Raw genomic sequence first — 25,727 nt, 5'->3', positions numbered from 1 at the left:
CATGCCCGATCTGGTCCTGAGCGACATTCGTAAGGACTATGGCGCGGTCCGCGCAGTGGACCGTGTCGATCTGAATTTCGCCCATGGCGAACTGACGGCCCTTCTGGGGCCGTCGGGCTGTGGCAAGACCACCCTGTTGCGGATGATCGCGGGGCTGGAGGATCCGTCCGGCGGGACGATCCGGCTGGGCGATCAGGACCTGACCGGCACGCCCGCCCACAAGCGCAAGTTCGGGATGGTGTTCCAGAACTTCGCCCTGTTTCCGCACCTGAACGTGGCCGACAATGTCTGCTACGCGCTGACGATTTCCGGGACGCCAAAGGCCAAGGCCCGCGCCCGGGCCGGTGAACTGCTGGAACAGGTGCAGCTGGACGGCTACGGCCAGCGCCGGATCGGAGAGCTTTCGGGCGGTCAACGCCAGCGGGTCGCGATTGCCCGCGCGCTGGCGCAGGAGCCCGACGTCTTCCTGCTGGACGAACCGATGTCGGCGCTGGATGCCAAGCTGCGGGAAGAAATGCAGGTGGAACTGCGGCTGCTGCAACAACGGCTGAAGATCACCACCATCGTCGTGACGCACGACCAGCGCGAGGCGATGACCATGGCCGACAACATCGTCGTCATGTCCCAGGGCCGCTGCGAACAGGTGGGGCCGCCGCAGGAGATCTATCACAAGCCCGCCAACGGCTTCGTCGCGTCGTTCATCGGACGGGCCAATTTCATGTCGGGACGGGTGCGCGACGGCGCAGTGCAGGTCGCGGGCCGGACGCTGACGGTGGATCCTGCGCCGAAATACCTCGACGGATCGGCGGTAACGCTGGCGCTCCGCCCCGAAAAGGCGCGGCTGGGGGATGCCCTGCCCGACGGCAACCGCCTGCCCGCGCGCGTCACCTTCCTGCGCCATGTCGGCGCCACGCGGGACATCCACCTCGATACGCCCGCCGGTCCGCTGGTCGTTGAACAGGTGTCCGACCGGGGCGGCGATCTGCAGATCGGATCGGAGGTCGAGGTGCATCTGCCCCCCGACGCGATCCACCTGTTCCCGGCAGAGGCCGCGGCCGCATGAGTGTCGAGGCCACAGATCCCGCCCTGGCCGCAACCGGCACGCAGGAGGCGCCTGCCCGGCGCGTCAACCGCTCGCTTGCGGGGCGGATCGTGTTCTGCGCCGTGGTCGCGATGCTGTGCCTCTTGCCTTTCGTGATGGTGCTCGTGATCTCCTTCGGCGAGAAGATCGAAGGCGCGGGCTGGGTCTTCGGGTTCGACCTGACCAACTATCGCCGCTTCTTCGTCGGGGCCGACTGGCCCAATTCCACCTCGTTCCTGTACCTGCAGAAACTGGGCTGGTCGCTGAACTACGCGGTCATCGCGTCGGTGCTGGCGGTCGTCACCGCCTTCCCTTTCACCTATTTCCTGACCCGCCTGTCGCGCCGCGCGCAGACCTTCTGGCTGGTGTTCCTGCTGTCGTCCCTGTCGCTGTCCGAGGTCTTCATCGTGATGGGCTGGGACATCCTGCTGTCGGCCCGGTCGGGCCTGCCGATGGTGATGCAGGAAACCGGCCTCACCGACTGGCTGAAGGACGTGGGATTCTTCCCCACCCTGCGCGACTGGGGGCTGGCGTCCCCCCGGAACGTGAAGTTCAAGACCTCGGTCCTCGCCACCGTCCTGACGATGAGCTACCTCGTCTGGCCCTACGCCGTGATCCTGCTTTACCCTGCGCTGTCGCGTCTTGATCCCGCGCTGATCGAGGCCGCGCGGACGATGGGCGCCAGGCCCTGGACCGTGATCCGCACCGTGGTGATCCCGTCGGTCAAGCTGGCGCTGGTGGGTTCGGTCCTGCTGCTTTTCGTGTTCCTGCTGGGCACCTATGTCGCCGTCACCGTCTTTGCCGCGCCCGCGCAACAGACGCTGGCGGTATCGATCTACGAATCCGTCCGCGGGTCGACGCTGAACGCGCCCTTCGGCGCCGCGCAATCGGTGATCCTGCTGGTGACCGCCGTGGTGCTGCTGGCGATAGGCCAGAAACTGTCCACCGCCGGGGGCCGCGCATGAGACGTCTGCACTGGGCCGCGTCGCTGTTCATGGGGCTTTGCGCCGTGGCGATCCTGATGCCAATCGTCGTCGTCTCGGCTGCGGCACTGAACGGCGGCCGGTCGATGGTCTTTCCACCGCAGGACTCGACCTTCGACCGCTTCGTCGAGTTCTTCGTGTCGGAACCCGTCTGGACCAATGCGCTTGGAAACTCGGTCTTGATCTCGTTCTCGTCCGCCGCGCTGGCCGTGCTGATCGCTTGGCCCGTCGCCTATTGGCTGTGGCGGGTGAACGACCCGCTGTCGAAGCTGCTGGCGGGGCTGGCGGCCATGCCCTTTGCCCTGCCCCCCATCGTCTTCGGCGTGGGGCTTGGGTTCCTGTGGGCCTTCGGCGGCGCGCTGGGGACGATCTGGGCCGGGATCCTCAGCCACGCGGCATTGTTCGCGGCGCTGCCGCTGGTCACGATCTCTATCGGGTTGCAGAGCATCGACCGCGCCCATCTGGACGCCGCCGCGACGATGGGCGCCACCGAAGGGGTCACGTTCCGCACCATCGTCCTGCCGCAGACCCTGCCCTACACCGCGTCGGGCTTCTTCTTCGCGCTGGTGCTGTCGTTCAACGAATTCATCGTGATGTTCTTCGTATCGTCGTCGTCCTACGCGACCGTGACGCTGCAGATCTTCAACTCGCTCCGCAACGGCTTCACGCCGACCATGGCGGTCGCCGCCATCACCTTCATCACCGTCTCTGTCGTCGCGTTTTCACTGGTCGCCCGCTTCGGCGATCTGCCGCGGCTGATGGGGGCCGACACGTCCCGCACCTAGGCAGCCTTCAGGAGAATACCATGCCACGCCAGCCCACCATCGTCGGAAACCCGGTCCTTCTGGTGATCGATATCCAGTGTTCCGCCTTCATGGACGTGAAGGCCGGGATCCCCGTGATGGACAGCTACAAGTCCCGGATGGAAAAGGCGCTGGGGGTGATCGCCGCCGCCCGCGATCTGGACATCCCGACGGTCTATATCCAGGAGATCCACCGCCGTGACATGGTCGATTACGGGCGGGAACTGGACGGGACCGAAGGGGTGCACTGCCTTGCGGGCGAACCCGGCACGCCCCTGCCCGCCCATATCACCGGGCAGCGTCCGCAGGATTACTTCATCCCCAAGCGCCGCTATTCCGCCTTCTTCGGCACGGATCTTGAGATCCTGCTGAAAGGCCTGAAGGCGGAAACCCTGATCATGATCGGCGGTCTGACGGATGTCTGCGTGCATTACAGCTTCGTCGACGGGCACCAACACGATTACCACTGCCGGGTCGCGTCCGATTGCGTGGGCGGGTCGTCCGACGCCGCGCACGACGCGTCGCTGAACGCGATGGAGTACCTGCAGACCGGCGCCGTGCTGGCATCGGAGGACATCATCGCGGCGATGAAATCGCACATGGCGAAGGCCGCATGATCGTCGCGGGGGACCTGACGGGCCACTGGGTGCGCGACTGGATCCGCGCGCCGGGGCTGGACGACGCGGAAACGCAGGTCCACTGGCTGCAGGCGCGCGACGGGTACTGCGACCTGCGCGTGCCCCGCCACCGGCCCGACCTGTCGCGGCTGGGCTGCCTTGCGGATGCGTCTACCGCCGACCTGCTGACGCTGATGCAGGCCGAAGGCTTTGCCGGCACGATCGAGGTTCTGGACGAGGTCTGCACATGGGACCGGACCATCAACTGGCATGGAAGACCCGAGGCGGTGGACGCCGGCCGGCTCCACTGGACCGGCGACGGGCGGCTGATCGAGGACGGAACGGATGCCGAGTACCGCGAGCTCTGGCACCGGGAGGTGGCGGGCAACCTGAACCGCCGGGTGTTTTCGGGCGATGCGGGGCGGGTGCTCCACGTGATCTGGTCGGAAACGCTGTTCCTGTACGGGATCGGCACGCCCGGGGCAGCATCTTCCGCCGATCTGCGCCGCGCGCTGGAACACGGAGACCGGCCCGAAGAAGCGCTGATCGCGCAGTTCGACGCGGAATACGGGATGGGCCGTTGGCGGGGTGAAACCGGCACGATTGCCCTGTCGACCAACCCCCTCCGCGAAGGCCGCATCGCCTTCCACCGGACCGACCTGCACGAGATGGCCTTCGAAATGAGCCGCAGCAACTTCTTCGGCCAGCCCCTGAGGGACAGCTGGCAGGCCTGATTCGTGTTTGCCTGACAGGTCGCGACCGCGAAGGCCCTGCGTGATGGCCTTCGCGTACCGGAGTTCTCAGGTCAAAGCTTGGCCCAGAGGTCGAGATAGGCGTCGCACATCTCGATCAGACGGTCCCTGCCGAACGGATCGTCATGGCCGCCGATCACCACCTCGGCCGGGACCTTCTTCAGCCGGTTCAGCGTGGCGGTGTAGTCCGTCACGCTCATCCCCGGCGCGGCCCAGATCAGGGGGCCGTCATAGACCGCATCCGCACCGATGAGTGTCTTGCCCTCTTCATGCCAAAGCCCCACCTGCCCCGCCGCGTGGCCCGGGAGGTGCAGAACCTCGGCCGTCCAGCCGCCAAGATCGATGATGTCGCCGTCCTCCACCACGCCGGTCTGGGTGGCGCCTTTCAGCGTGTAGGCGTCGATGTCGTAGTCGGCGGAGGGGATCGCATTGATCAACAGGTCGGTCTCGAACGGCGGATAGCCGGAGGAGATCAGCACCTGCCGGAAGCTTTCGGGGATGTCGCCGGTGTAAAGCGTACATGGATCCGGCTTTTCCAGATCCGGCACGTCGATGGCGCTGCAGATGCGCGTCTCGAACTCGTGCATCGCGCCGAAATGGTCGGCATGGGCGTGGGTGGTGAAGCACCAGATCGGCTTCGAGCGGTCCGCGCGGATACCGTCCAGGAACGGCTTCAGCGGCGCCACGCCCATGCCGGTGTCGACGATCATGTCCGCATTGTCGCCTTCCACAAGGTACATGTTGGCCGAGTAGACCGGGTGCACGTGTGGCTCGGTGATCCGCGTGATCCGCGGCAGGATCTTTTCGGATCCGTACCAGGGATCGGCCACGGGAAGATCAGTCATGCAGGCTCTCCGACAGGAAATCGCGCAGATCCACCACCTTCTTGTCGCGCATCGAGACATAGACGAAGCCCATGTTCGTCCGCTCGGTGATCATGTTGCCGGGAAACGGCAGATAGGAAAGCTCCGTCGATCCGAAGCTGGGAGAGGCCGTGCCGACCTGCCATTCGGTGGTCAGCTGCACATCGACCAGTTTCAGGGCCGGGCCGTCGCCGGGCGTGATCTCCAGCGGGACGCCCGCGAGCTTCAGGTAGGCCTGCTTGTCCTTCGCCTGCTGGAATCCGTCGATGAACTGCGCGGCCAGAACCTGCAGGTCGGCGGCGTGGTCGGCGGGCTCCATATGGGAATGGAGATGATCGGGCCCGTGATCGTGGTTGTGATCGTGCGGGTGGTGATGATGGTGGCCGATATGGCCGTTGACGATGTCGTGGGGCATGGTGGTGCTCCTGTTCTTTTCTGTCACCCTAGCGGCATGACCGCACGCGGGGATAGTGGCTTGATGGCTTCGGCGTTTCGCCCGCGGCAACCGCCGCGGGCAGCGCCCGCCCGCCCCATGGCGGGCGCTTCGCGCCCACCCGGGCAAGCGCTGCCCGCTTGGTTCCCCGGATCATCGTGACGGCATCATGTCCGCTTCGCCCGCGTGCTCCAGCGTTTGCCATGGGTGGCTTCGGAATACTCGCCCATCGGCAGCGAGATCGGCTTGTCGATATGCTTCGTATGCGCGCCAATCTTGCCGTTGGCGACGAGCGAGCCCAGCACGTCCACGATCACCCGCGTGCCCATCAGCGCCGTGATGTCGGACGTATCGTAGGGCGGCGAGACCTCGACAAGCTCCATCCCGCAGATGCCTTCGGCGGCGACCTTCGACGCCAGCGCCAGCGCTTCGCGCGGAAGGAACCCGCCCGGTTCGGGCCAGCCGGTGCCGGGGACGAAACCGCAATCGATACTGTCGATGTCGAAGGACATGTAGACCATGTCGACCCCGTCCCACGCCATTTCCAGCGCCATTTCGGCGGTCTTGTCGACGCCCATCTTTTCCATGTCCGACATGGTGATGATGTTCGTCTCGCGGTCGCGGGCGACCTTCACCGCGTCGCGCGGGACCTGCCATCCGCCGATCCCGACCTGCACGAGGTTCTTGGCGGGCACGTTCGGCAGGTTCGTCGAATGGAACCACGGCGTGGTGTGCATCCGTTCGTCCAGATCCTTTTCCTGGATGTCGGCGTGGCGGTCGAAATGGACGATGCCGATCTTCTTCGACGTGCATTCGGCGATGCCGCGGACACATGGAAAACCGATGGAATGGTCGCCGCCCAGGATGATCGGCATGGAGCCTGACGAGAACACATGCGCCACCGCGCGGCTGATCTGGTCGAAGGTCTTTTCGATGTTCGCGGGGATGGTGAAGATATCCCCCGCGTCGCACAGGCTCATCTGTTCGCGCAGGTCGATCCCGGCCTCGTAGTTGTAGGGCGTGTAAAGGGCCGAGATCTTGCGGATGCCCTGCGGCCCGAAGCGCGTGCCGGGGCGGTAGGTGGTGCCGCCGTCGAAGGGGGCGCCCAGGACCGTGGCGTCGTAATTGCCGACCTCGGTGACGTCCTCGGTATAGGGGGCCTTCAGGAAGGTGTTGATGCCCGCGTAATGCGGCAGCTCTCCGCGCGCGAAGGTGGGGATGGATCGGTCCTCGATCGAATCTGCACCCGTCAGGCCCATGCGAAGCGCCCAAGCCTTTTCCTTTTCCCATTCATCGCCGGGAATGTCGGCTTCGGCCTGCATCGCCTTCCAGCCGCCGAGCTTCGACAGGTCGGGGTGGTGCGCCCGGGCGTCCGGCACGCGCTGGTCGCGCGGGTGGTGCGAGCGTGTTCCTCTAGGCTTCGATGGGAACATGGGTCTTCTCCTGCAGTCTCTGGAAGGGAATGCCGCTGTCGCGGGCATCGAAATCGTAGGTGATCGTGGCGCCGATGGCGTTCGGGTCAACAGGGTCCCAGCGGGGTTTGTCGAAGACAAGGACGCGGTCGCCCAGCTTGAAGCCTTCACCAAGGTCGTGGGTGACCATGAAGACAGTCATGCCGGTTTCGCGGCGCAGTTCCATCAGGAACTCATGCATGGTGATCCGCGTGCCGGGATCGAGCGCGCCGAAGGGTTCATCGAGCAGCAGGATCTTGGGCCGCGCCATCAGCGCCTGCGCGATGGCGAGCCGCTGCTGCATCCCGCCCGACAGCGCCGAGGGGTAGGCATGGGCGACATGGGCCAGGCCGATCCGCTCAAGCGTGTCGTCGGCCGTCTTCTGGGCGGCCTTGCGTTTCGCACCGAAGAGGCAGCCGAAGAAGTTCGCTCCAAGTGCCGAGGCCGCGACGAGGTTCTGGCGCACCGACATATGCGGGAAGACGGAATAGCGCTGGAAGACCACCCCCCGGTCCGGCCCCGGTTCTCGGGCTGGGCGGGCGCCGGCGATGGTGATGCGCCCGCGGGTGGGTTGTTCCTGCGCCAGCAGCAGCCGCAGGAACGTAGATTTCCCACAGCCCGATGCGCCGACGATGGAGATGAACTCCCCCTCCTTCGCCGACATCGACACGCGGTCGAGGATCGGGCGGCGGTCGTAGCTTTGCGAGACGCGTTCGACTTCGACGAAGCTCATAGTCCCTCCTCCGCCCACGGAAAGGCATGGCGGGAGATCAGGCGCAGCGCCAGATCCAGCAGGAAGGCCAGGAGGGTGATCCAGATCACGTAGGTCAGGATCACGTCCATGGCGAGGTAGCGGCGCACAAGGAAGATCCGGTAGCCGAGACCCGCATCGGCGGCGACGGCCTCGGCCGCGATCAGGAACAGCCAGGCCGGGCCCAGCGACAGGCGCAGGCTGCCCAACAGTCGCGGCAGCGCCTGCGGCAGCGCCACGCGGAGGCCGATGGCGAAGGAGGACGCGCCCAGCGTCTGCGCCTTCACGATCTGTTCGGTCGGAAGCTCGGCCACCCTCTGGGCCAGGTCGCGGATCAGGAAGGGCGTGATGCCGATGGCGATCAGCGCGACCTTCGAGGTCTCTCCCAGCCCCAAAAGGATAAAGAGAATTGGCAGGATCGCCAACGGTGGGATCATCGACAGCACGTTGACGAAGGGCGACAGCATCGTGCGCGCGTAAGGCAGGATGCCGATGATCAGGCCGAAGGCCAGCGCGATCCCGGCGGCGATGGCCACGCCCCGGGCCAGACGGCTGAGGCTCGCGGCCGTATCGGACCAGAACAGGATCTTGCCCGACCGCTTGTCTGCTTCAGTTATCAGACGTTCGGCCGTCTCCATGATCTGGGTCGGCGCCGGCAACAGCTTGTCGGCCGGGTTCACGGCAAGGCGCGCTTCGGAGCCGATGGTGTAGGCCAGGAAGACGAGCACGAAGGGGATGATCACCAGCAGGAAGGAGATCGCCCGGTCCGGGCGCCGGTTGATCCATCGCAGCGTCCGGGGGCGGTCTTGCACCGCCCCCGCTTCCGGCTGGGTCGTGGCGACCGAGGGTCTCAGAGTTTGCCCTCCGCCGCCATGCTCATGTACGTGTCGTCGAAGCGGAACTTGACGTTGTTCGTGTCGCCCGTGACCTCTCCGGTCGGGTATTCGACGCCCACGAAATCGGCCGATGGCGCGCCTTCGCCAAGGATGCCCTTGTCGAACAGGAATTCCGCCACCGCTGTCATGGTCGCCGGCAGTTCGGATCCCAGCGTGAAGTCCACCGCCGCTTCGGGCGCAAAGAACATCTCCGTCGAGGCCAGCTGCGCGTCATAGCCCGCCAGATCGGTGCCGGACGCGGCGGCCATCCATTCGCGGGCGTCCTTGCCCTCCGCGCTGTCCGACGACATCAGTGCCATCGCCTCGTACCATGCGCCCACCATGGCCTTGCCGAAATCGGGATTGTCGGCCAGCGTTTCGGTGTTCACGACCATCAGGTCGATGATCTCGCCCGGGATGTCGGAACTGTCGAACAGCATGTTGGCGCCGGGCTCTTCCATGATGGTCGATACAAGCGGGTTCCACGTCACCACCGCTTCCACGTCGGACGTGGCATAGGCCGCGATCATGTCGGCGTCCGAGGTATTCACGACCCCCGCCAGATCCCGTTCCGCCAGCCCCGCGCTTTCCAGCGCACGGGCCAACAGGTAGTGGGAGACGGAAAGCTCCACCAGATGCACGGGCTTGCCGGCGAGGTCTTCCAGGGTGCCCTCCCCCTTCAGGATCACCGCGTCGTTGCCGTTGGAATAATCGCCCACGATCAGCGCGGTGGTGTCCACGCCCCCGCCCGACGGGATCGAAAGCGTGTCCATGTTGGTGGCCGAAACACCGTCGAAGGCGCCGGCGGTGTACTGGTTGATGGACTCGATGTAATCGTTGATCTGCACGATCTCGACATCGATGCCGTACTTGTCGGCCCACTTGTCCATGATGCCGGACTCTTCGATATAGCCCCACGGCATCCAGCCCACGTAGATCGACCAGGCGACCTTGAAGCTGTCCTTTTCCTCGGCCATCGCGGGCGAGGCAAGCATCGCCAGGGTGGCGAGCGCGGTCGTCGTCAGTTTTTTCATCTTCTTGATCCCTGTTGTTCGTGTCTTCAGCCAGACCCCGAACGAAAGGATGGAGACCGGCCCTTAGCCATTGAACAGCGCTGGTCTCCCGGGTTTTTGCCCCGCCGTGTACCGGGGCGAGGGTGCGCCCCGGCGGCATCTCTCGGACCTGCTTCCCGTGGGAACGGAACCCTAGATGCCGCGCATGGGACCACCCTATGAAACGGCTCTGCTGTGCCTGTAGTGGCATCCGCGCGCGCCGGCCGGCCTGTCGTCGTATGATCAAAGATTCATCGTTAATGCCGGGATGTGTTCAACATTCGGTCCGACTTGAATCCCTGCAATACGCTTTCAGGCGCTTCGAACGTTGGTCGGAAGATCACCGTCAAGCAAATCGCGACGCCCCTGCCGGACTGGCTGCCCGTTGCGGGCACCTTCCGGTCCCAGCCTGGTCCGTCGCGGCCAGTGAAACTGGGCGTGCGTGCATCGTGTAGGTTGTTTCTTAACCAATCGACCGAAGCGCGCTGATTTGCGAAAGTGCGCAGTTCCAACGGGTTACCGCAGCAGCCATGCCATGCCCGCTGCCATTGCCTTGTGAACTGACCCGAAAGCAGTAAGGTATTTCGGACGGTTGTCTTGGTCACGCAACGGCGCAAAGCAAAAGCAAGGAGATCTATCGGTTGAGTGACCGCCACGATTCTTCCGAAGAACTCAAGCGCCAATTCCATCTGGAGTATGGCCAGCCTGGCGAGGTCGCTGTCAGGCTTCTTGGAGTGGCTTTGGGAAGTGGCCTTCTTTACGCCTACACGGGCTGGACAAGCGCCTGGGCCTGGTCTTTTTTCTTTCTTGTCGCACATGCCACCTATTACTGGTTTCTCAAGTCGCGTCGGGCACGCGCGACACAGAGAGACGAGGTGATTGCAAGCCTGATCTTTATCCTGCTGTTGATCAGCTTTCTCTGGATGCCCGCCATCATGATATGTGCGGAGGACAGGGCGTTATCGATCTGCGGGTCTGCCTTGATTGGCTGCATTCTGGTCTACCTCGTAAGGCGCAGCGATACCGCGCCCATCGTGGTTTACGGAGAGGTTGCCGTACTGGCGACTGTCATTTCCGCGGTCTTCGTAACGCTCATTCCACAGTTCAGCGATCCGTTCGCCAAGCTGGGGCTTCTTGTCTGCGGAAGTGCGCTTTTGTACTATTTCGTTGCCGCTGCGCGGATGTCACGCAAGCTTCGGATCGAGGCCGCCGAGGCTAACTTGCGATTGCTTCAATCGGAAAAGATGGCCGCAATCGGACGTCTTGCAGGAGGGGTTGCGCACGATTTCAATAACAACCTGACCGCAATTCTGGGCCATCTCGAACTCGCGACACTTATTGAAGATCCGGATGAACGCGTCGCCGCAATCAACGAAGCCTCGTTCGCCGCTCGGCAGGCAGCCAGGACAGTAAAGCAATTGCTGGCGTTTGCCCGGAAAGACCGTATGACGCTGGCCCCACAGGACGGGGCTGATGTTCTTCAGGGACTTGTGGCGCTGACGAAGCGGCTGATCCCGACATCGGTCTCTATCAAGGTTGAGGCGGGGCACGAAAACCAGAAATTCCTAGCGGACCGGGCGCAACTTCTGTCGGCGCTGATTAACCTGGTCGTGAATGCGGTCGATGCCATGCCACGCGGCGGCGAACTGAAGATTTCCAGTAACGTGGTGTGGCTTGACGAGGAGCAGGTTCTGGCCGACGGGTCCCGCATTGGCATAGGTTCCTATGTGCGCATTTCAGTTGAGGACAGCGGAGACGGTATCCCAGCTCATATTCTGCCCAATGTGCTGGAACCCTTCTTTACCACAAAGCCGGTCGGAAAAGGCACCGGGCTGGGGCTTTCCATGGCTTTCGGCGTCTCCAAGCAATTCGGTGGCGGGCTGACGATTGCCTCTTCCAAGGCTGGGACCACAATCTCTGTCTTCTTGCCCACGGCCTAAGTCAGACAGAAGCCCCATTGGATTTGGACTATGCTCATCACGGCCGCCAGACGTCCATGCCTGCACACGCTATCAATGCGGAGACCGTTAGAACCGGTTTCAAACGGCGCTCTTCCCAGGCATGACGTCCGCCGGCGAGCATTTGCTTCGGGAGTCTTTCGAGTGAGAGGTTCGCTACTTTAGGGAATGTCGGCGAAGCGTCTTCCAGGTGCAGATGCATCACGGGGGTTGTTTGTCGTGTATCGCCCCTGCCGTCGCAGACCCTCGTTCGCGACATCCCGTATTTCACGCAAAGCGCGTCGGCGTGACCACCTGCGTCGTGACCGGCTCCCCCGCCCCCGACGCAGTCGCTTCTTTTGACGTAGGGTCCCGGGCTGTTGCCGTTTGATTATGCAGGCGCAGCAGAAAATCAGGTTGTAGGGTCCTCCCGTGCCATTGGCGCCGCGTGCCGGGGGATGCTGGTTTAGCGTCCGGCCGTCCTTGGAGGGGACGGGCGCGCGGCAGAGAGATACAAGAGGAGACAGCCTTGTCCGTACCTGAGGTTCTAAGCAAACTGCGCCTGCCGCTGATCGGCTCGCCCCTGTTCATCATTTCCAACCCCGATCTCGTCATCGCCCAGTGCAAGGCGGGGATCGTGGGGTCCTTTCCGGCGCTGAACGCGCGCGAAAAGGAGGGCGAGCCCATCGAGCTGGTGCGCTGGCTGACCCGCATCAACGAGGAACTGGACAAGTACAACCAGGCGAACCCCGACACGCCCGCCGCGCCCTATGCCGTGAACCAGATCGTGCACCGGTCGAACGGGCGGCTGGAACGCGATGTCGAGCTCTGTGCCAAGCACAACGTGCCGGTCTGGATCACTTCGCTTGGCGCGCAGGAATGGGTGAACGAGGCCGCACACAGCTGCGGCGGGATCTCGATGCATGACGTGATCAACAACAAGTTCGCCCACAAGGCGATCGAGAAAGGCGCCGACGGCCTGATCGCCGTGGCCGCCGGTGCGGGCGGGCATGCGGGTGCGCTGTCGCCCTTCGCGCTGGTTCAGGAGATCCGCGAATGGTTCGACGGGCCGCTGGCGCTGTCCGGCTCCATCGCCAGTGGCGACGCGATCCTGGCCGCGCAGGCCATGGGTGCGGACTTCGCCTATATCGGCTCGGCCTTCATCGCGACGGAGGAGGCCAACGCCGTCGAGGGCTACAAGAAGATGATCGTAGACAGCGGTGCCAGCGACATCGTCTATTCGAACCTCTTCACCGGGGTCTGGGGCAACTACCTGAAGCCGTCGATTGCCGCGGCGGGGATGGACCCGGACAACCTGGAAGTGTCGGACCCGTCGGCGATGAACTTCAGCGAAGGCCGCACCAAGCCGAAAAGCTGGAAGGAGATCTGGGGGGCCGGTCAGGGGGTCGGCTCCGTCAAGGAGGTCCTGCCCGCCGCAAAGCTGGTCGAACGCTTCGCCGCGGAATACGACGCGGCGAAGGCCCGGCTGAACGGGACACTTGCCAAGGCCGGCTAGGCCCGGTTCCGCCCGTGCTGGTCACCGGCGCGGGCGTTTGCAATCGCAGCATCCCCGTGGTCAAGTGCGCCCCATGTCCGAACCTGTCCCGTCCGATATCCTTTTCCGCCCGCTTGTCCTGCCCTGCGGGGCCGAGCTGAAGAACCGTATCGTCAAGGCGGCGATGTCGGATTCGCTGGGGGATGGCCGGGGCGATCCGACACGGTCGCAGATACGCCTCTATCGCCGCTGGGCCGAGGGTGGTGCTGCGGCGGCCATCGTGGGAGAGGTTCAGGGTTCGGGCGCCTTTGCCGAGAAGCCCGGCAACCTTGTTCTGGACGATCACGCCAATACGCCCCTTTTCGCGCGTCTGGCCTATGCCGGCATCAAGGCGGGCATGCCCGTCTGGCTGCAACTGGGCCATGCCGGCGCACTGGCCCATCCGCCCATCGGCACGCCCGCGGGCCCCAGCGCGCTGGACCTGCCCGGCCTGAAATGCCGGGAGATGTCGTCGGACGAGATCGCGGCGCTGCCTGGCGCCTTCGCAGCCACCGCGCGCCGGGCGAAGAACGCGGGCTTCGGCGGGGTCGAGCTCCATGCGGCCCACGGTTTCCTTCTAAGCCAGTTCCTGTCGCCGCTTTTCAACCGGCGGACGGATGGCTACGGCGGCAGCATCGCCGAACGCATGCGCATCGTGCTCGAGGTCGCGACCGAAGTCCGCGCGGCCGTGGGGCCGGACTTCCCCGTCGCGCTGAAGCTGAACGCGACGGATCAGCTGGACGGGGGCCTGTCCACACAGGACGCAATCGAGGTTGCCGCGGCGCTTGGGCCGGACCTGATCGACCTGCTCGACATCTCCGGCGGGACCTATTTCCCGGGGGCGGCTTCCGCCTCGGACCGCTCGGGCCCCGGTGCCTATTTCCGGGCCTTCGCCAAGGCCGTCCGTCCCCGCACCGACGTTCCACTGATGCTGACCGGGGGCTTCAAGACCCGCGCCGAGGCGGTGGAGTGCCTGCTGACCGGCGATGCCGATGTCGTGGGCCTGGCCCGCGCGCTTGTGCTCGACCCAGATCTGCCGAGGCACTGGACGGGCGAGGAAGCTGCCGACCCCGCCTTCCCGCGGTTCACGGACCCGCCCGAAGGCGGCGTGACGGCGTGGTACACGATGGGCCTGACCGCGCTGGCAGAGGGCGCGCCCCTGCCCGCTGCGCAGGATCTCGACAGGGTCATCGCGGCTTACAATGACCGCGATGCGGTGCGCGTCGAAAGCTGGAACAACCGGTTCTTCGGATGACCTAGACGGCGGTCGCGATCCCCTGCCGCGCGCGGGCGCCGCCGCGCAGCAGCCATTCGGCGACGATCAGGTTCGGCACCCAGCACGACCAGCCAAGGATGTTCGAGGCGGCGTCGTAGTCCATCCCCAATCCAAGCATGACCTGCAATTGCAGCCGCAGGCTGACGGCCGCAAGGGTCAACGCGAAGCTTCGGATCATCCATGGCCGATGGCGGGCGATCTCCCCCCGCCGCGCCAGCCAGATGCCGCGCGCGGTGACGGCCAGCCAAAGAATCGCCAACACGCCGAAGCCCACCCCCGCCACCGGGCGCGCGTCGAAGGCGGTGATGGCCATGCCCAGCCCGGACAGACCGGCGATCAGGATCGCCAGCGCATACAGCCGCCCTGTCCAGCGGTGTAGGCCCGGATGCCGCGCCCGCAGCCACGGCAGGAATTGCGGCAGGGCGAGCACCAGCGTGGCAGAGGCGGACAGCACGTGGGTCATCAGGAGCGTCTTGCCCGCGTCTGGATTCACCTCGAGCACAGGGAAGGCCGTCTCGATCCCCAGCGGGATGAACCGGAAGGACACGAGCGCGACAAGAACAGACAGCACCGCTGCCACCCGGAACAGCGGACGGGATTCCAGCAATCGCTGGGGGGTCGGCAGAGACGTGGGATGCATGGTCGGCCTCATTGCTTGACATTGTAAAGTTTACAGCAATCTAGCCGTGACCTTGACACTGTCAAGGCGGTTCGGGAAACTGTCCGCCATGACACAGGACACGAAAGCCCACCCCGCCCCGAAAGCGCAGAACCGCGGAGATCTGAAAGCGCGGCTTGTGAAGGCCGGGCTGGACATTCTGGACGAGGACGGGATCGAAGCCCTGACATTGCGGGCCTGTGCCGCCCGGGCGGGCGTGTCCCATGCTGCGCCGGCGCATCATTTCGACGGGATGCCCGGGCTGGTCACCGCGATTGCGACCGAAGGCTACCGGTTGTTCGCCGCCACGATGATCGAGGTCCGCGACCGCGCGCCGGCCACGCCGCGCGACCGTCTGATCGGCATCTGCCGCGGCTACATGCGCTTTGCCGAAGAAAACACGGGGCTTTTCACGCTGATGTTCAACACGTCCCTGACGATCGACCGTGACGCCGCCTTTCAGGCGGCGGCGCGCGCATCCTACGCCGTGCTGGCCGAGGCCTGCGCGCCGTTCCGGCCCGTATCGCAGGAACCGCGCAGCACCGAGACGATGATCTGGTCGCTGATCCACGGGCTGGCCAGCCTGACGATCGCCGGCAGGCTTTTCCGTCCGGACGTCGACCTGCCCAGCCCGGACATCGCCGATATCCTGCCCGACCTGCCGCTGAAAGCGGGCTGACCGGACGGGCGGAAATTTTTGCCGCGGACGGGCATTTTCCACTTGCAGCCCGACGGCGCAAACAATATCTCACGCCTCACCCAAGGACGCGGGCGTAGCTCAGGGGTAGAGCATTACCTTGCCAAGGTAAGGGTCGAGAGTTCGAATCTCTTCGCCCGCTCCATTTTCCCTCACGGGATAGGGTCTTTCGAAAAGGTCGCCAATCGGCGGCCTTTCGTCGTTTCGGGCCACGGAAACCATGCGCCCCACACCCCCGGCCCAACAGGCCGGGGACCGGAGGCCCCGGGTTGCCCCGTGACGGTGCTAGTCGTCGGCCGTAGGGTTGGACCCCTCGTCCGCCAGGTAGGCATCCATCCGCATCTCAAGCCAGATCGCGTTCAGAACCGCGAAGAGCGCGGCGAGCGGAAGGCCAAGTATCCAGGCAAAATACCACATCGGAAATCTCCTTCAGTAGGAATGGCCGCTGCCGGTGACATCGTCTTCCGTGACCTTGCCCCAGAGCACCTTGTAGACCCACGAGGTGTAGAGCAGGATCATCGGCAGAAAGATCACCGTCGAGACCAGCATGATGAACAGCGTCTTGTGCGAGCTCGACGCGTCCCACACCGTCAGCGAGCTGTGCGGATCGACCGTCGAGGGCAGGATGAACGGGAACATCGTCAGCCCGACGCTGGCAATGATCCCCATGACACCCACCTGCCCCGCCAAGAGCGTCGTCACCTCGCGGTTGGCCCGCAGGCCAAGGACGCACAGCGCGATCCCGGCAAAACCCATGATCGGCGCGATGACGATCCACGGCCGCACGGCATAGGCGGCCAGCCAACTGCCCTCGCGCGCGACCTCGGAGGCCAGCGGATTGGACGGGGCGTCGGGCACGAACGCGGACACGAGGTGATAGCCGTCGATCCCGAAGGCCAGCCACAGCCCGGCCAGCAGGTAGCCACCCGCGGCGATCATCCCGGCCACCGTCCCGATGCGCCGGGCGCGGGCGGAAATCTCGCCTTCCGTCTTCACGCCCAGCCACGCCGCGCCCAGCATGACCAGCATCGACAGCGACACGATCCCCGACAGCAGCGCGAAGGGCCGCAAAAGGCCGAAGAGCTTGCCGAAGGTCGAACCGTCGTACATCGACCGCAGGTCGGGCGTCAGGTGGAAGGGCACGCCCAGCAGGACATTGCCCACCGCCACGCCGAACAACAGCGTCGGCACCGCGCCACTGGCGAACAGCGCCCAGTCCCATGTCGTGCGCCATCTCGGGTCGTCGCGTTTCGACCGGTACTTGAAGGCCACCGGACGCACGATCAGCGCGGCCAGCACCATGAACATGGCAAGGTAGAAGCCGGAGAAGCTGACGGCGTAAAGCGGCGGCCAGGCGGCGAAGATCGCGCCGCCGCCCAGGATGAACCACACCTGGTTGCCTTCCCAGACCGGGCCCACCGTATTGATGACGACGCGGCGCTCGGTATCGTTATGGGCCACGAAGGGCAGCAGCGCGCCGACCCCCATGTCGAAGCCATCGGTGACCGCGAAGCCGATCAGCAGGATGCCCAGGAGCGCCCACCAGATCACCCGCAGCGTGTCGTAGTCGATCAGTTCGTTCAGGACCATTTCCGTTACTCCGCCGGTGTCGTGGAGGGGGCAAGGCCGTCGGGCTCACCCGTCGCCCGCAGCCGTCGTTCGTGCCGGATCATCCAGGCCTCGGTTTCCTCGACATCCTCGTGCGGGCCCTTGCGGATGTATTTCACCATCAGCCCGACCTCGACGATGAAGAGGATCGTGTAGAACGTGATGAACCCGGCCAGCGAGATCAGCAGATCCCCAACGCTGAGATGCGAGGCCGACAGCGCCGTGGGCAGCACCCCGTCGACCGTCCAGGGCTGGCGGCCGTATTCGGCCACGATCCAGCCCATTTCGGCCGCGATCCACGGCGCGGGAATGATCGCCACGGCGGCGTAAAGCGACCAGCGCGGGAACCGCATCCGGTAGAACGACGTGCGCACGAAGAAGAAGATCATCACGCCGATGAACAGGAAGCCACAGCCCACCATGATGCGGAAGGCCCAGAAGATCTCGAACACGCCCGGCACCGTGTCGTTCGCTGCTTGAACGATCTGCGCATCCGTCGCCTCGCGCGGGTCGTCCACGTAGCGTTTCAGTAGCAGCGCATAGCCCAGATGTTCGGAGTGCTGTTCGAACGTGTCACGGGCCGATTGCGGGGCGTCGGTACGCTGATCCCGGATCGTCATCAGCGCGTCATAGGCGATGATCCCGTCGCGGATGCGCGTCTCGTTCTCCGCGACCAGTTGGTCGATGCCCGGGATCGGCTCGGTCAGGGACCGGGTGCCGATCAGGCCCATGACGTAAGGGATCTCGACCGCGTAATGCGTTTCGCGCGCTTCCTGATCGGGGAAACCGATCAGCGTGAACGATGCCGGTGCCGGTTCGGTTTCCCACATCGCCTCGATCGCGGCCATCTTCATCTTCTGGCTCTGACCCGTGTCATAGCCGGATTCGTCGCCCAGAACGACGACCGAGAACGCCGCGGCCAGACCGAAGGACGACGCTACCGCGATGGACCGCCGGGCCAGATCCTTGTGCTTGTTCTGCAGCAGGTACAGCGCCGAAACGCCCAGCACGAAGACCGAGGCCGTCACGTAGCCGGCCGAAACCGTGTGCACGAATTTCGCCTGTGCGACGGTGTTGAACAGCACCTCGTAGAACGAGGTCATCTCCATCCGCATCGTGTCGGGGTTGAATTCCGCGCCCACCGGGTGCTGCATCCAGCCGTTGGCGATCAGGATCCACAGCGCCGAGAAGTTCGACCCGATGGCCACCAGCCAGGCCACGACCATGTGCTGAACCTTGGAAAGCTTGTCCCAGCCGAAAAAGAACAGGCCCACGAAGGTCGCTTCAAGGAAGAAGGCCATCAGCCCTTCGATGGCCAGCGGCGCACCGAAGACATCGCCCACGTAGTGGCTGTAATAGCTCCAGTTCATGCCGAACTGGAATTCCATCGTGATGCCCGTGGCCACGCCCAGCACGAAGTTGATCCCGAACAGCAGGCCCCAGAACTTGGTCATCTGCCGCCAGATCGGACGGTCGGTCATGACATAGACGGTCTCCATGATCGCGACGAGCACCGACAGGCCCAGCGTCAGCGGCACGAACAGGAAGTGGTACATGGCGGTCAGGGCAAATTGCAGCCGCGACAGCTCGACGACGTCTAACTCCATGGAGAGACTCCTTGGTGAACGGGACAAATCCGGGAACAGACTTGGCGGAGTAGATATTCCACTCTTGGAATGCGGTATTCGTTCAAGACAATCATAGCACTCATTGCACGAAATATCATCGGACTGTGCGCGCAGGCCGCAGGACATGCTGACGGTCGGCGGCGTCGATCTCGGCCGCGCGATGTGCGGCCATCAGGATCGCGGCCCGGGGCAGCGCCGCGCGCAGGCCCGCCATGACCGCCGCCGCCGTGACGGAATCGAGCCCCTCGGTCGGTTCGTCCAGCAGCAGGACATCGGGCCGCCGCAGCAAGGCGCGCGCCAGCGCCAGCCGCCGCCCCTCCCCGCCCGAAAGCCCGGCCCCGCGGAAACCAAGCCGGGCGCGAAGGCCGCCTTTGCCGGCAACCACCCCGTCCAGCGCCACCGCACGCAGGACGTCCCACAGCATGTCGTCGCTGGCGCCGGCATCGGCCAGGCGCAGGTTCTCGGCGATGGTCCCGCCGATCAGGGCATGGCGTTGCGGCACCATGACCACGGCCTGCCCCAGCGCCGCCGGGGTCAGGTCCGCGTCGCCAAGACGGACCGTGCCGGAGGACGCGCGCAGGCAACCGGCCACGCACAGCAGAACCGTGCTCTTGCCGCTGCCGCTGGGGCCCGTCAGGGCGACCGTCTCTCCCGCGGCCACGTGCAGGGAGACCGGTTCGAACAGATCGGCGCCATTGCGATACGTCAGCCCGTTCACCTTCAGCGGCAGGGCGGACGGCGCCGCCGGTACCCCTTCCGGCACGGTGTTATCCTCGACCTCCGGCCCCACGCGCCGGGCGGCCTGGATCATGCGCCCCGCGTCGCTCAGCGCGCGTTGAACGGGGGCGACCGCCTCGGCCAGTGCCAGGGCCACGAAGGTGCCGATGGCCGCCTGCGCCGCGGTGATGCTGCCCGCCTGCACCAACAGGATGCCCGCGCCAAGCGCCAGCGAGACCATGACGGCCGACACGAGGTCCAGCCCCAGCCCGGCCCGCCGTTCGACCCGTTGCAGGTGCTGCCGCGCCGTGTCGTGGCGCTCCGCCGCCTCTTCGACGCGCGTCCGCGCCGCGGTCAATTGGCCATAGACCGCCAGATCCTCGCGCGCGACGATCAGGTCGATCAGGCGGCTGCGGAGGGCCTGCAACCCGGCCTCGGCCTGCCGCGAGGGGCGTTCGGCGCGGCGCAGGCCGATGGCAAAGATCGCCGTGGGCACAGCCAGATAACCGATCCCGATCAGCGCACCGATCGCGGGATGCACCAGCCATGCCACGATGACAGCGGCCAGCAGGATCGCGATGCCCCCCGCCAGACCGGGCAGAAGCAGCCGCAAGGCGACACCGTCTAGCGCATCGATATCCGCCGTCAGCCGGTTCAGGAACGCATTGGCCCGAAGCCGTTCCAGCGCGCGATAGGGTTTGCGCAGGGTGGATTGCAGCAGCCGCACCCGAAGCCGCGCCAGCGCGCGCAGGGTGGCATCATGGGTGGTCAGCCGCTCGCCATAGCGCGCAGCGGTACGGCCCAGTGCCAGGAACCGGATCACGGCCGACGGGCGGAACACGTCGAACAGCACCCCCGTTCCCGCAAGCCCGGCCGCCGCGGCGGCGGTGATGAACCAGCCCGACAGGCCCAGCAGCCCCGCGCCCATCGCCAGGACCAGCACCGACAGGGCCAGCCCCCGCAGGAACGCCCGCCGGTCCTCGCGCCAGATCAGGGCCGCGATGCGCAAGAGCGGTTTCATGACGGCACCTCCACCCGGCGATCCATCCGCGCGATCAACCGCGGATCGTGGCTGGCCACGACAAGCGTGCCGCCGGCTTCGGCAAACCGCATCAGACCGTCGATCACGGCGGCCGCGGTCCCGTCGTCCAGGTCCGCGGTGGGCTCGTCCGCCAGAAGCAGGTCCGGCGCGGCCTGCAAGGCCCGCGCCAGCGTCACCCGCCGCGCCTCGCCGCCCGACAGCCCCGCACCGCGTTCGCCCAAAGGCGTGAGGTCTCCCCGCGGCAACGTCTCCAGCACCGGGGCCACGCCTGCGGCTTCCAGCACATCATCGCCCAACGGCGCACCGAACCCGATATTGTAACGCAGCGAGCGATTCAGGAAGTGCGGCGCCTGCGGCATCCACCCGATCCGGGCGCGCCAGTCGTCCGCCGTGGTGCCGTCCAACGGCGCGCCGTCAACCTCGATCGCGCCACGTTCCGCGCGTTCAAGCCCGGCCAGCGCGCGCAACAGGGATGTCTTGCCCGCCCCGCTTGGCCCCGTGATCGCGATCCGATCCCCGGCGGCGATGTCCAGGTCCGGGTACGCGATCTCCCGCGCGTCCCGACGCAGGACAAGCCCCGCCAGCCGGATCGACAGCGGGGTTGCGGGCCGAACCGGCGCGGTGCCCGATGTCATCAGCGCCGGGCGCTCCTCTTCGCGCCACAGGGCCAGTTCATCCAGCACGGCCTCTCCCGCCGCGCGGTCGTGCCATGCGGCGGACAGATCGCGCAGGGGCTGAAAATACTCGGGCGCCAGTAGCAGCAGGTAGATCCCGGCAAACGGAGTCAGCGTCGCCCCCCAGGCGCCCCATTCGATAACCCCCAGAAGCGAGAACCCGACCCAGACCGCCACCATCGCCACGCCAAGCGCCGAGAACAGTTCCAGCACCGTCGAGGACAGGAAGGCCACCCGCAGCACGGCCATGGTGCGGGTGCGGAGCGAATCGGACGCCTCCGCGAAACTGTCGACGATCCTGTCGCCCGCGCCGATCAGGTGCATGTCGGGCAGCGCGGCCAGCCGGTCGACCAGCAGATCGTTCAGCGCGCCGACCTCGACCATCTGCTTCTCGCTGGCCTCCTGAGCCGCCCAGCCGATCAGCGCCATGAAGACGGGGATCAGCGGCCCGCCCATCAGCAGCACGACCCCCACCGCCCAGCTGTGCCAGAACGCAATGGCAAGGATCAGAAGCGGCAGGACCGAAGTCCGCAGCCGCGCGCGCCGGTAGCGCATCAGGTAGGGGCGCAGGGTGTCGAGCTTCTCGCACGCCAGCGCCGCCACCGCCCCCGGCCCGCCTGCAACGGAAGGCGCGGTCGTCGCTGCCTCCCCCGAAACGATCCGGGCGCGCAGACCTGAGACAACCGCATCGGCGGCCACGGCAAGGCGGGCGTCGGCCGCGTATTTCAGGCCTGCGCGCAGAAGAGCGATACCGAAGACGCCGGGCACGGCCCAAAGGGCCCTCGCTCCGCTGCCCTCCAGCAGATCCGCCAGCGCCCAGGCGATGAACGCGGCCTGCCCGAGCCACAGCAGGGCCGAGACCAGCGACAGGAGGCCGCCGATACGCTCGGCAGGATGTCGGGGCAGGCGCGCTGGGGCGGCAGAAGAAGCCATGCGGCGGAATTCCAGTACTCAAGATACCGGTGCAGTGTCGTGCGGGACGTCTCTACCTGATCCGGAGGAAGGTAAACCGGCCTTTTCGCCGCAAGAGGATCGCGCCCGGTTACCGCGCCCTTGCCTGACCGGCGCGACCTTCCGAAAGAAGGATTGCCGCAGAAGCGCCATAGGGCTTGGCCCCTGCGCGCAGATCGCCCATGCTCCGCCCAAAACGCGGGAGAGGACCAAGAATGACCGACTACATCATCCGGCCGCTCAACCCGGGCGAGACCGATATCGCGGTGTCCTGGGCGGCGCAGGAAGGCTGGAACCCCGGCGCCTCGGACGCGGTGGCGTTCCGCAGCGTCGATCCGCACGGGTTCTGGGGCGGGTTTCTGGACGGCGAGATGGTGGGCTCGATCTCGGTCGTGAACTACGACGAGGATTTCGCCTTCCTCGGCTTCTACATCGTGCGCCCGGGCTACCGCGGCATGGGGCTCGGCCTGCAATTGTGGGAGACGGCGAGCCGGCACGCGGGGCAGCGGGTGATCGGCCTCGACGGCGTGGTCGACCAGCAAGCCAATTATCGCAAATCGGGCTACGTGCTGGCCTACCGCAATATCCGGCAGGGCGGGCCTGCAGGCCCGGCGCTGCGCGCTCTGGGCCAGGCGCCCGAAGCCACGGCGCCGCTGGCCGAGGTCACCCCGGCGCTGGATGCCTATGACCGGGAGCTGTTCCCCGCCCCGCGGCCCGCGTTCCTGGAGGCCTGGATCACCAGCCCCGGGCACGCGGCGCGGGTGAAGTTGGCGGACGGTGTGATCCGGGGCTACGCCGTGCTGCGGCCCTGCGTGAGCGGCTACAAGATCGGGCCACTGTTCGCCGACGATGCGGATGTGGCCCGGGACCTGCTGCGCGATCTGCTGGCCGGGGTGGAACCGGAGGCGGAGATCTTTCTCGACACGCCCGAACCCAACGCGGCGGCGGTGGACCTGGCCGGGACGCTGGGGCTTGTCCCCGTCTTCGAAACCGCCCGCATGTACCGCGGCGCGGCCCCGGACCTGCCCGTCGACCGGATCTTCGGCGTGTGCACCTTCGAACTGGGCTGACCGCGAGCGCCGATGGGGGCTCTGCCCCCGCCCGGACCTGCGGCCCGGACTCCCCCGAGGCATTTCGAGACCAAAGAAGCCGGGATCCCCTGCTTCTTCTTTCCCCAAATACTCTCGCCGGAGGCATCCGACGGACAAGCGGCAGGGGCAGGTCGATCTGAAGCACTGCCGTCGATCTCGGGAGCATCTGCCGCTGCTTCCGTGCAGTCCGTGATCCGGCAAGCGTTGCGGGTGGTCACGCGGCATCAGCCGCGGTAAGCCCGTCCGGGACAGGGACAGAAGACGAAGGCTTCCCATGCAGCAACACAGGCGGCGGTCGGTTCTGATCGGACTGGGCAGTTTTGCGGCGCTTGGCGCGGCGCAGGCCCGCGCCTGGGGGACGGCGTTCCGACTGGTGCCCGCGGCCTCGGACGTGGGGTTCGCCTTCCACGTCGCCGGCATCCGCCAGCAGGGACACATGCCCGTGCTTTCGGCTGCCATCACGCTGGACCGGGCGAATCTGCAAGCCTCCTCCGTCGATGTGTCGGTCGATGCCCGCAGGGCCACGACGCCCGTGCCGTTCATCGCCAAGGCGTTGCGCGGGCCGGTGGGGCTCGATGCCGACCAGCACCCGACCATTCGTTTTGTGTCGACCCGGATCGTGCCCGGCGCTTCGGGGCGGCTGGAAGACGGCGGCCGGATCGACGGGTCCCTGACGTTGCGCGGCCAGACGCGGCCGATATCGTTCAAAGCGAGCCTGGCCGGGCCCGCCGCGGGCGACCAGTTGGCGATCCGGCTGACGGGCAATGTCAGCCGCAGCGCGTTCGGGTCGACGAAGTATCCGGAAGTTGTCAGCGACCTGATCCATCTCGACATCCTCGCCACAATCGACGCGGCCTGAGCCATGAGGTCCCCCGCCCCCACGCTGCCAAAAACGACGCGCCGCGTCGGAAACCTGCGCGCCGGCCCGCGCGCGCCGTGGTCAATCTCGCCCCCATGCGACTGCTGATCGCCCTTGCGGCGCTATACCTCTCTGTCGTGATGCTCCAGCTTTCGACGGGCGGTGTCGCCCCGCTCGACGTGCTGTCCGGCTTTGCGCTGGGGTTCTCCACGTCCGAGATCGGGCTTCTGGGCTCGTCCCATTTCATCGGCTTCTTCATCGGCTGCTGGTGGGCGCCGCGGCTGATCGGGCGGGTCGGGCATTCGCGGACGTTTTCCGTCTTCACCGTCGCGGGCGCGATGGGGCTTCTGGCCCACACGATGACCGACGATCCCCTGATCTGGGCCGTGCTGCGCGTGGCCTCGGGCATGTGCGTGGCGGGCTGCTATTCGGTGATCGAGGCCTGGCTGAACGCGAACCTCACGAACGAGAACCGGGGCCGCGCGACGGGGACGTACCGTGTCGTCGACATGGGCGCGTCGATGTGCGCGCAGCTGGTGATCGGGGTGCTCGAACCGGCGAGCTATATCTCGTACAATATCCTGGCGCTGGTCTGTTGTGCAGCACTCTTGCCGCTTGCGCTGACGCGCCTGCAACAACCCGAAACGACGCAATCCTCGCGCCTGAGGCCGGCGCTCGCCTACCGCCGGTCGCCGCTGGCGGTGGCGGCGGTGATCGTGGCGGGGCTGACATCGGCCGCGTTCCGGATGGTCGGGCCGATCTACGGGACCGAAGTGGGGCTGGGCGCCGAGGATATCGGGCTGTTCCTGGCCGCCTTCGTTCTGGGGGGCGCGCTGGCGCAATACCCGGCCGGCTGGCTGGCCGACAAGTACGACCGGCGCTGGGTGCTGGTGGGGTTCTCGTTCGCGGCCATCCTGGCGTCCATCGCCATGCCCTTGCTGCAGGAGGCCGGCCGCAGCGGCGTGTTCCTGTCGGCCTGCCTGTTCGGGATCGCCACCTTCCCGATCTATTCCGTCGCCGCCGCCCACGCCCATGACTTCGCCGAGGATCATGAACGGGCGGAACTCTCAGCCTCGCTCCTGTTCTATTTCGCGGTCGGCGCCATCGCGAGCCCGCTTCTGGGCGCGCAGATCGTGTCGACCTTCGGGCCCTCGGCGCTGTTCGTGTTTCTGGCCTCCGGTCACGTGGTGTTGATCGCGTTCTCGCTCCAGCGGATGCTGTCGCCCCGGGTGGCGCGCGGGCGGACGAACTACATCTACACCCCCCGCACCACATTCCAGATCGGCCGGCTGCTGAGCGACCGTCGCACGGCGCACCGCCCCGACGACAACGCACAGGACAAGCCCGACACCTGACCGGCCGACCGGCAGGGGGTGACGGCGCCCGAGCGGTGC

At 66.1% G+C, this 25,727-nt stretch carries 24 protein-coding genes, 1 tRNA gene and 1 riboswitch; of the genes, 13 read left to right on the top strand and 12 right to left on the bottom strand.

The annotated features are described in order from the left end of the window. Nucleotide 1 precedes the first annotated feature (1 nt). The 5 genes from D4754_RS13955 to D4754_RS13935 are packed head-to-tail and all read left to right on the top strand — an operon-like array spanning nt 2 to nt 4,218. Nucleotides 2-1,063 (top strand): ABC transporter ATP-binding protein, encoded by a 1,062-nt coding sequence (locus D4754_RS13955; protein WP_121064575.1) that lies wholly within the window; start codon nt 2-4, stop codon nt 1,061-1,063. Next, complete coding sequence (locus D4754_RS13950) at nt 1,060-2,046, top strand: ABC transporter permease (RefSeq protein ID WP_121064573.1); 987 nt, start codon at nt 1,060-1,062, stop codon at nt 2,044-2,046. Before D4754_RS13955 ends, D4754_RS13950 begins: the two co-directional genes overlap by 4 nt. Continuing rightward, entirely contained in the window at nt 2,043-2,849 is an 807-nt protein-coding gene (locus D4754_RS13945) for an ABC transporter permease (protein WP_121064571.1), read from the top strand. The genes D4754_RS13950 and D4754_RS13945 overlap by 4 nt, the downstream gene beginning before the upstream one ends. 20 nt (nt 2,850-2,869) lie before the next feature. Further along, nucleotides 2,870-3,484, top strand: a complete 615-nt coding sequence (locus tag D4754_RS13940) for a cysteine hydrolase family protein (RefSeq protein WP_121064569.1) — start codon at nt 2,870-2,872, stop codon at nt 3,482-3,484. After that, nucleotides 3,481-4,218 carry a hypothetical protein gene (locus tag D4754_RS13935; protein WP_121064567.1) on the top strand — a complete coding sequence of 246 codons (738 nt, stop codon included), beginning with the start codon at nt 3,481-3,483 and terminating at the stop codon, nt 4,216-4,218. The genes D4754_RS13940 and D4754_RS13935 overlap by 4 nt, the downstream gene beginning before the upstream one ends. Before the next feature lie 71 nt (nt 4,219-4,289). On the opposite strand, the gene D4754_RS13930 is transcribed toward D4754_RS13935, so the two are convergent. The 6 genes from D4754_RS13930 to D4754_RS13905 all read right to left on the bottom strand — a co-directional run bounded on the left by D4754_RS13930 (nt 4,290) and on the right by D4754_RS13905 (nt 9,643). Then, nucleotides 4,290-5,081: an MBL fold metallo-hydrolase gene (locus D4754_RS13930; RefSeq protein WP_163025907.1), complete on the bottom strand. Its 792-nt coding sequence runs from the start codon at nt 5,079-5,081 to the stop codon at nt 4,290-4,292. After that, entirely contained in the window at nt 5,074-5,514 is a 441-nt protein-coding gene (locus tag D4754_RS13925; protein ID WP_121064804.1) for a hypothetical protein, read from the bottom strand. The genes D4754_RS13930 and D4754_RS13925 overlap by 8 nt, the downstream gene beginning before the upstream one ends. A 185-nt stretch (nt 5,515-5,699) precedes the next feature. Next, nucleotides 5,700-6,965 carry an agmatinase family protein gene (locus D4754_RS13920; protein ID WP_121064563.1) on the bottom strand — a complete coding sequence of 422 codons (1,266 nt, stop codon included), beginning with the start codon at nt 6,963-6,965 and terminating at the stop codon, nt 5,700-5,702. Beyond that, nucleotides 6,946-7,716 carry an ABC transporter ATP-binding protein gene (locus D4754_RS13915; protein ID WP_121064561.1) on the bottom strand — a complete coding sequence of 257 codons (771 nt, stop codon included), beginning with the start codon at nt 7,714-7,716 and terminating at the stop codon, nt 6,946-6,948. Before D4754_RS13915 ends, D4754_RS13920 begins: the two co-directional genes overlap by 20 nt. Beyond that, complete coding sequence (locus D4754_RS13910; protein WP_338031151.1) at nt 7,713-8,546, bottom strand: ABC transporter permease; 834 nt, start codon at nt 8,544-8,546, stop codon at nt 7,713-7,715. The genes D4754_RS13915 and D4754_RS13910 overlap by 4 nt, the downstream gene beginning before the upstream one ends. 38 nt (nt 8,547-8,584) lie before the next feature. Further along, nucleotides 8,585-9,643 (bottom strand): putative urea ABC transporter substrate-binding protein, encoded by a 1,059-nt coding sequence (locus tag D4754_RS13905; RefSeq protein ID WP_121064559.1) that lies wholly within the window; start codon nt 9,641-9,643, stop codon nt 8,585-8,587. Nucleotides 9,644-9,726: 83 nt separating this feature from the next. After that, nucleotides 9,727-9,829: riboswitch (guanidine-I (ykkC/yxkD leader) on the bottom strand. A 473-nt stretch (nt 9,830-10,302) separates the two neighbouring features. On the opposite strand from D4754_RS13905, the gene D4754_RS13900 reads away from it, so the two are divergent. From D4754_RS13900 to D4754_RS13890, 3 genes are all read left to right on the top strand, one after another. Next, nucleotides 10,303-11,601 carry a sensor histidine kinase gene (locus tag D4754_RS13900; protein WP_121064557.1) on the top strand — a complete coding sequence of 433 codons (1,299 nt, stop codon included), beginning with the start codon at nt 10,303-10,305 and terminating at the stop codon, nt 11,599-11,601. A gap of 526 nt (nt 11,602-12,127) precedes the next feature. Next, on the top strand, nt 12,128-13,114 hold the full coding sequence (locus D4754_RS13895) for an NAD(P)H-dependent flavin oxidoreductase (protein ID WP_121064555.1): 987 nt from the start codon (nt 12,128-12,130) through the stop codon (nt 13,112-13,114). A gap of 73 nt (nt 13,115-13,187) precedes the next feature. Next, a complete protein-coding gene (locus D4754_RS13890; protein WP_121064553.1) occupies nt 13,188-14,387 on the top strand; it encodes an oxidoreductase in 1,200 nt (399 codons plus the stop codon). A 1-nt stretch (nt 14,388) separates the two neighbouring features. On the opposite strand, the gene D4754_RS13885 is transcribed toward D4754_RS13890, so the two are convergent. Then, a complete protein-coding gene (locus tag D4754_RS13885) occupies nt 14,389-15,048 on the bottom strand; it encodes a DUF2306 domain-containing protein (protein WP_163025906.1) in 660 nt (219 codons plus the stop codon). Nucleotides 15,049-15,136: 88 nt separating this feature from the next. Between D4754_RS13885 and D4754_RS13880 the strand changes: the two genes are divergently transcribed. After that, on the top strand, nt 15,137-15,745 hold the full coding sequence (locus D4754_RS13880; protein WP_121064549.1) for a TetR/AcrR family transcriptional regulator: 609 nt from the start codon (nt 15,137-15,139) through the stop codon (nt 15,743-15,745). A gap of 88 nt (nt 15,746-15,833) precedes the next feature. Beyond that, nucleotides 15,834-15,908: transfer RNA gene (locus tag D4754_RS13875), tRNA-Gly, on the top strand. 140 nt (nt 15,909-16,048) lie between these two features. On the opposite strand, the gene cydX is transcribed toward D4754_RS13875, so the two are convergent. The 5 genes from cydX to cydD all read right to left on the bottom strand — a co-directional run bounded on the left by cydX (nt 16,049) and on the right by cydD (nt 22,365). Continuing rightward, complete coding sequence (gene cydX / locus D4754_RS13870) at nt 16,049-16,180, bottom strand: cytochrome bd-I oxidase subunit CydX (RefSeq protein WP_121064547.1); 132 nt, start codon at nt 16,178-16,180, stop codon at nt 16,049-16,051. Nucleotides 16,181-16,192: 12 nt separating this feature from the next. Then, nucleotides 16,193-17,353, bottom strand: coding sequence for a cytochrome d ubiquinol oxidase subunit II (cydB, locus tag D4754_RS13865; protein ID WP_121064545.1), 1,161 nt, complete (start codon nt 17,351-17,353; stop codon nt 16,193-16,195). Nucleotides 17,354-17,358: 5 nt separating this feature from the next. Next, nucleotides 17,359-18,978, bottom strand: a complete 1,620-nt coding sequence (locus tag D4754_RS13860) for a cytochrome ubiquinol oxidase subunit I (RefSeq protein WP_121064543.1) — start codon at nt 18,976-18,978, stop codon at nt 17,359-17,361. A 115-nt stretch (nt 18,979-19,093) separates the two neighbouring features. After that, a complete protein-coding gene (locus D4754_RS13855) occupies nt 19,094-20,737 on the bottom strand; it encodes an amino acid ABC transporter ATP-binding/permease protein (protein ID WP_121064541.1) in 1,644 nt (547 codons plus the stop codon). Beyond that, the gene (gene cydD / locus D4754_RS13850; protein WP_121064539.1) at nt 20,734-22,365 is read right to left on the bottom strand and encodes a thiol reductant ABC exporter subunit CydD; all 1,632 of its coding nucleotides are present in this window, start codon (nt 22,363-22,365) and stop codon (nt 20,734-20,736) included. Before cydD ends, D4754_RS13855 begins: the two co-directional genes overlap by 4 nt. Nucleotides 22,366-22,598: 233 nt before the next feature. On the opposite strand from cydD, the gene D4754_RS13845 reads away from it, so the two are divergent. The 3 genes from D4754_RS13845 (at nt 22,599) to D4754_RS13835 (ending at nt 25,688) form a co-directional block, all read left to right on the top strand. Then, on the top strand, nt 22,599-23,453 hold the full coding sequence (locus D4754_RS13845) for a GNAT family N-acetyltransferase (protein ID WP_121064537.1): 855 nt from the start codon (nt 22,599-22,601) through the stop codon (nt 23,451-23,453). A 295-nt stretch (nt 23,454-23,748) separates the two neighbouring features. Then, nucleotides 23,749-24,333 (top strand): YceI family protein, encoded by a 585-nt coding sequence (locus tag D4754_RS13840; RefSeq protein WP_121064535.1) that lies wholly within the window; start codon nt 23,749-23,751, stop codon nt 24,331-24,333. A gap of 95 nt (nt 24,334-24,428) precedes the next feature. Continuing rightward, nucleotides 24,429-25,688, top strand: coding sequence for an MFS transporter (locus D4754_RS13835; protein ID WP_121064533.1), 1,260 nt, complete (start codon nt 24,429-24,431; stop codon nt 25,686-25,688). The last annotated feature ends 39 nt before the right edge of the window (nt 25,689-25,727 follow it).

Origin of the sequence: Chachezhania antarctica (genome assembly GCF_003646465.1) — a bacterium.
GTDB classification, from domain to species: domain Bacteria; phylum Pseudomonadota; class Alphaproteobacteria; order Rhodobacterales; family Rhodobacteraceae; genus Chachezhania; species Chachezhania antarctica.
The sequence above is the reverse complement of the archived record's forward strand: the minus strand, read 5'-3'. Positions and strand labels throughout refer to the sequence as shown.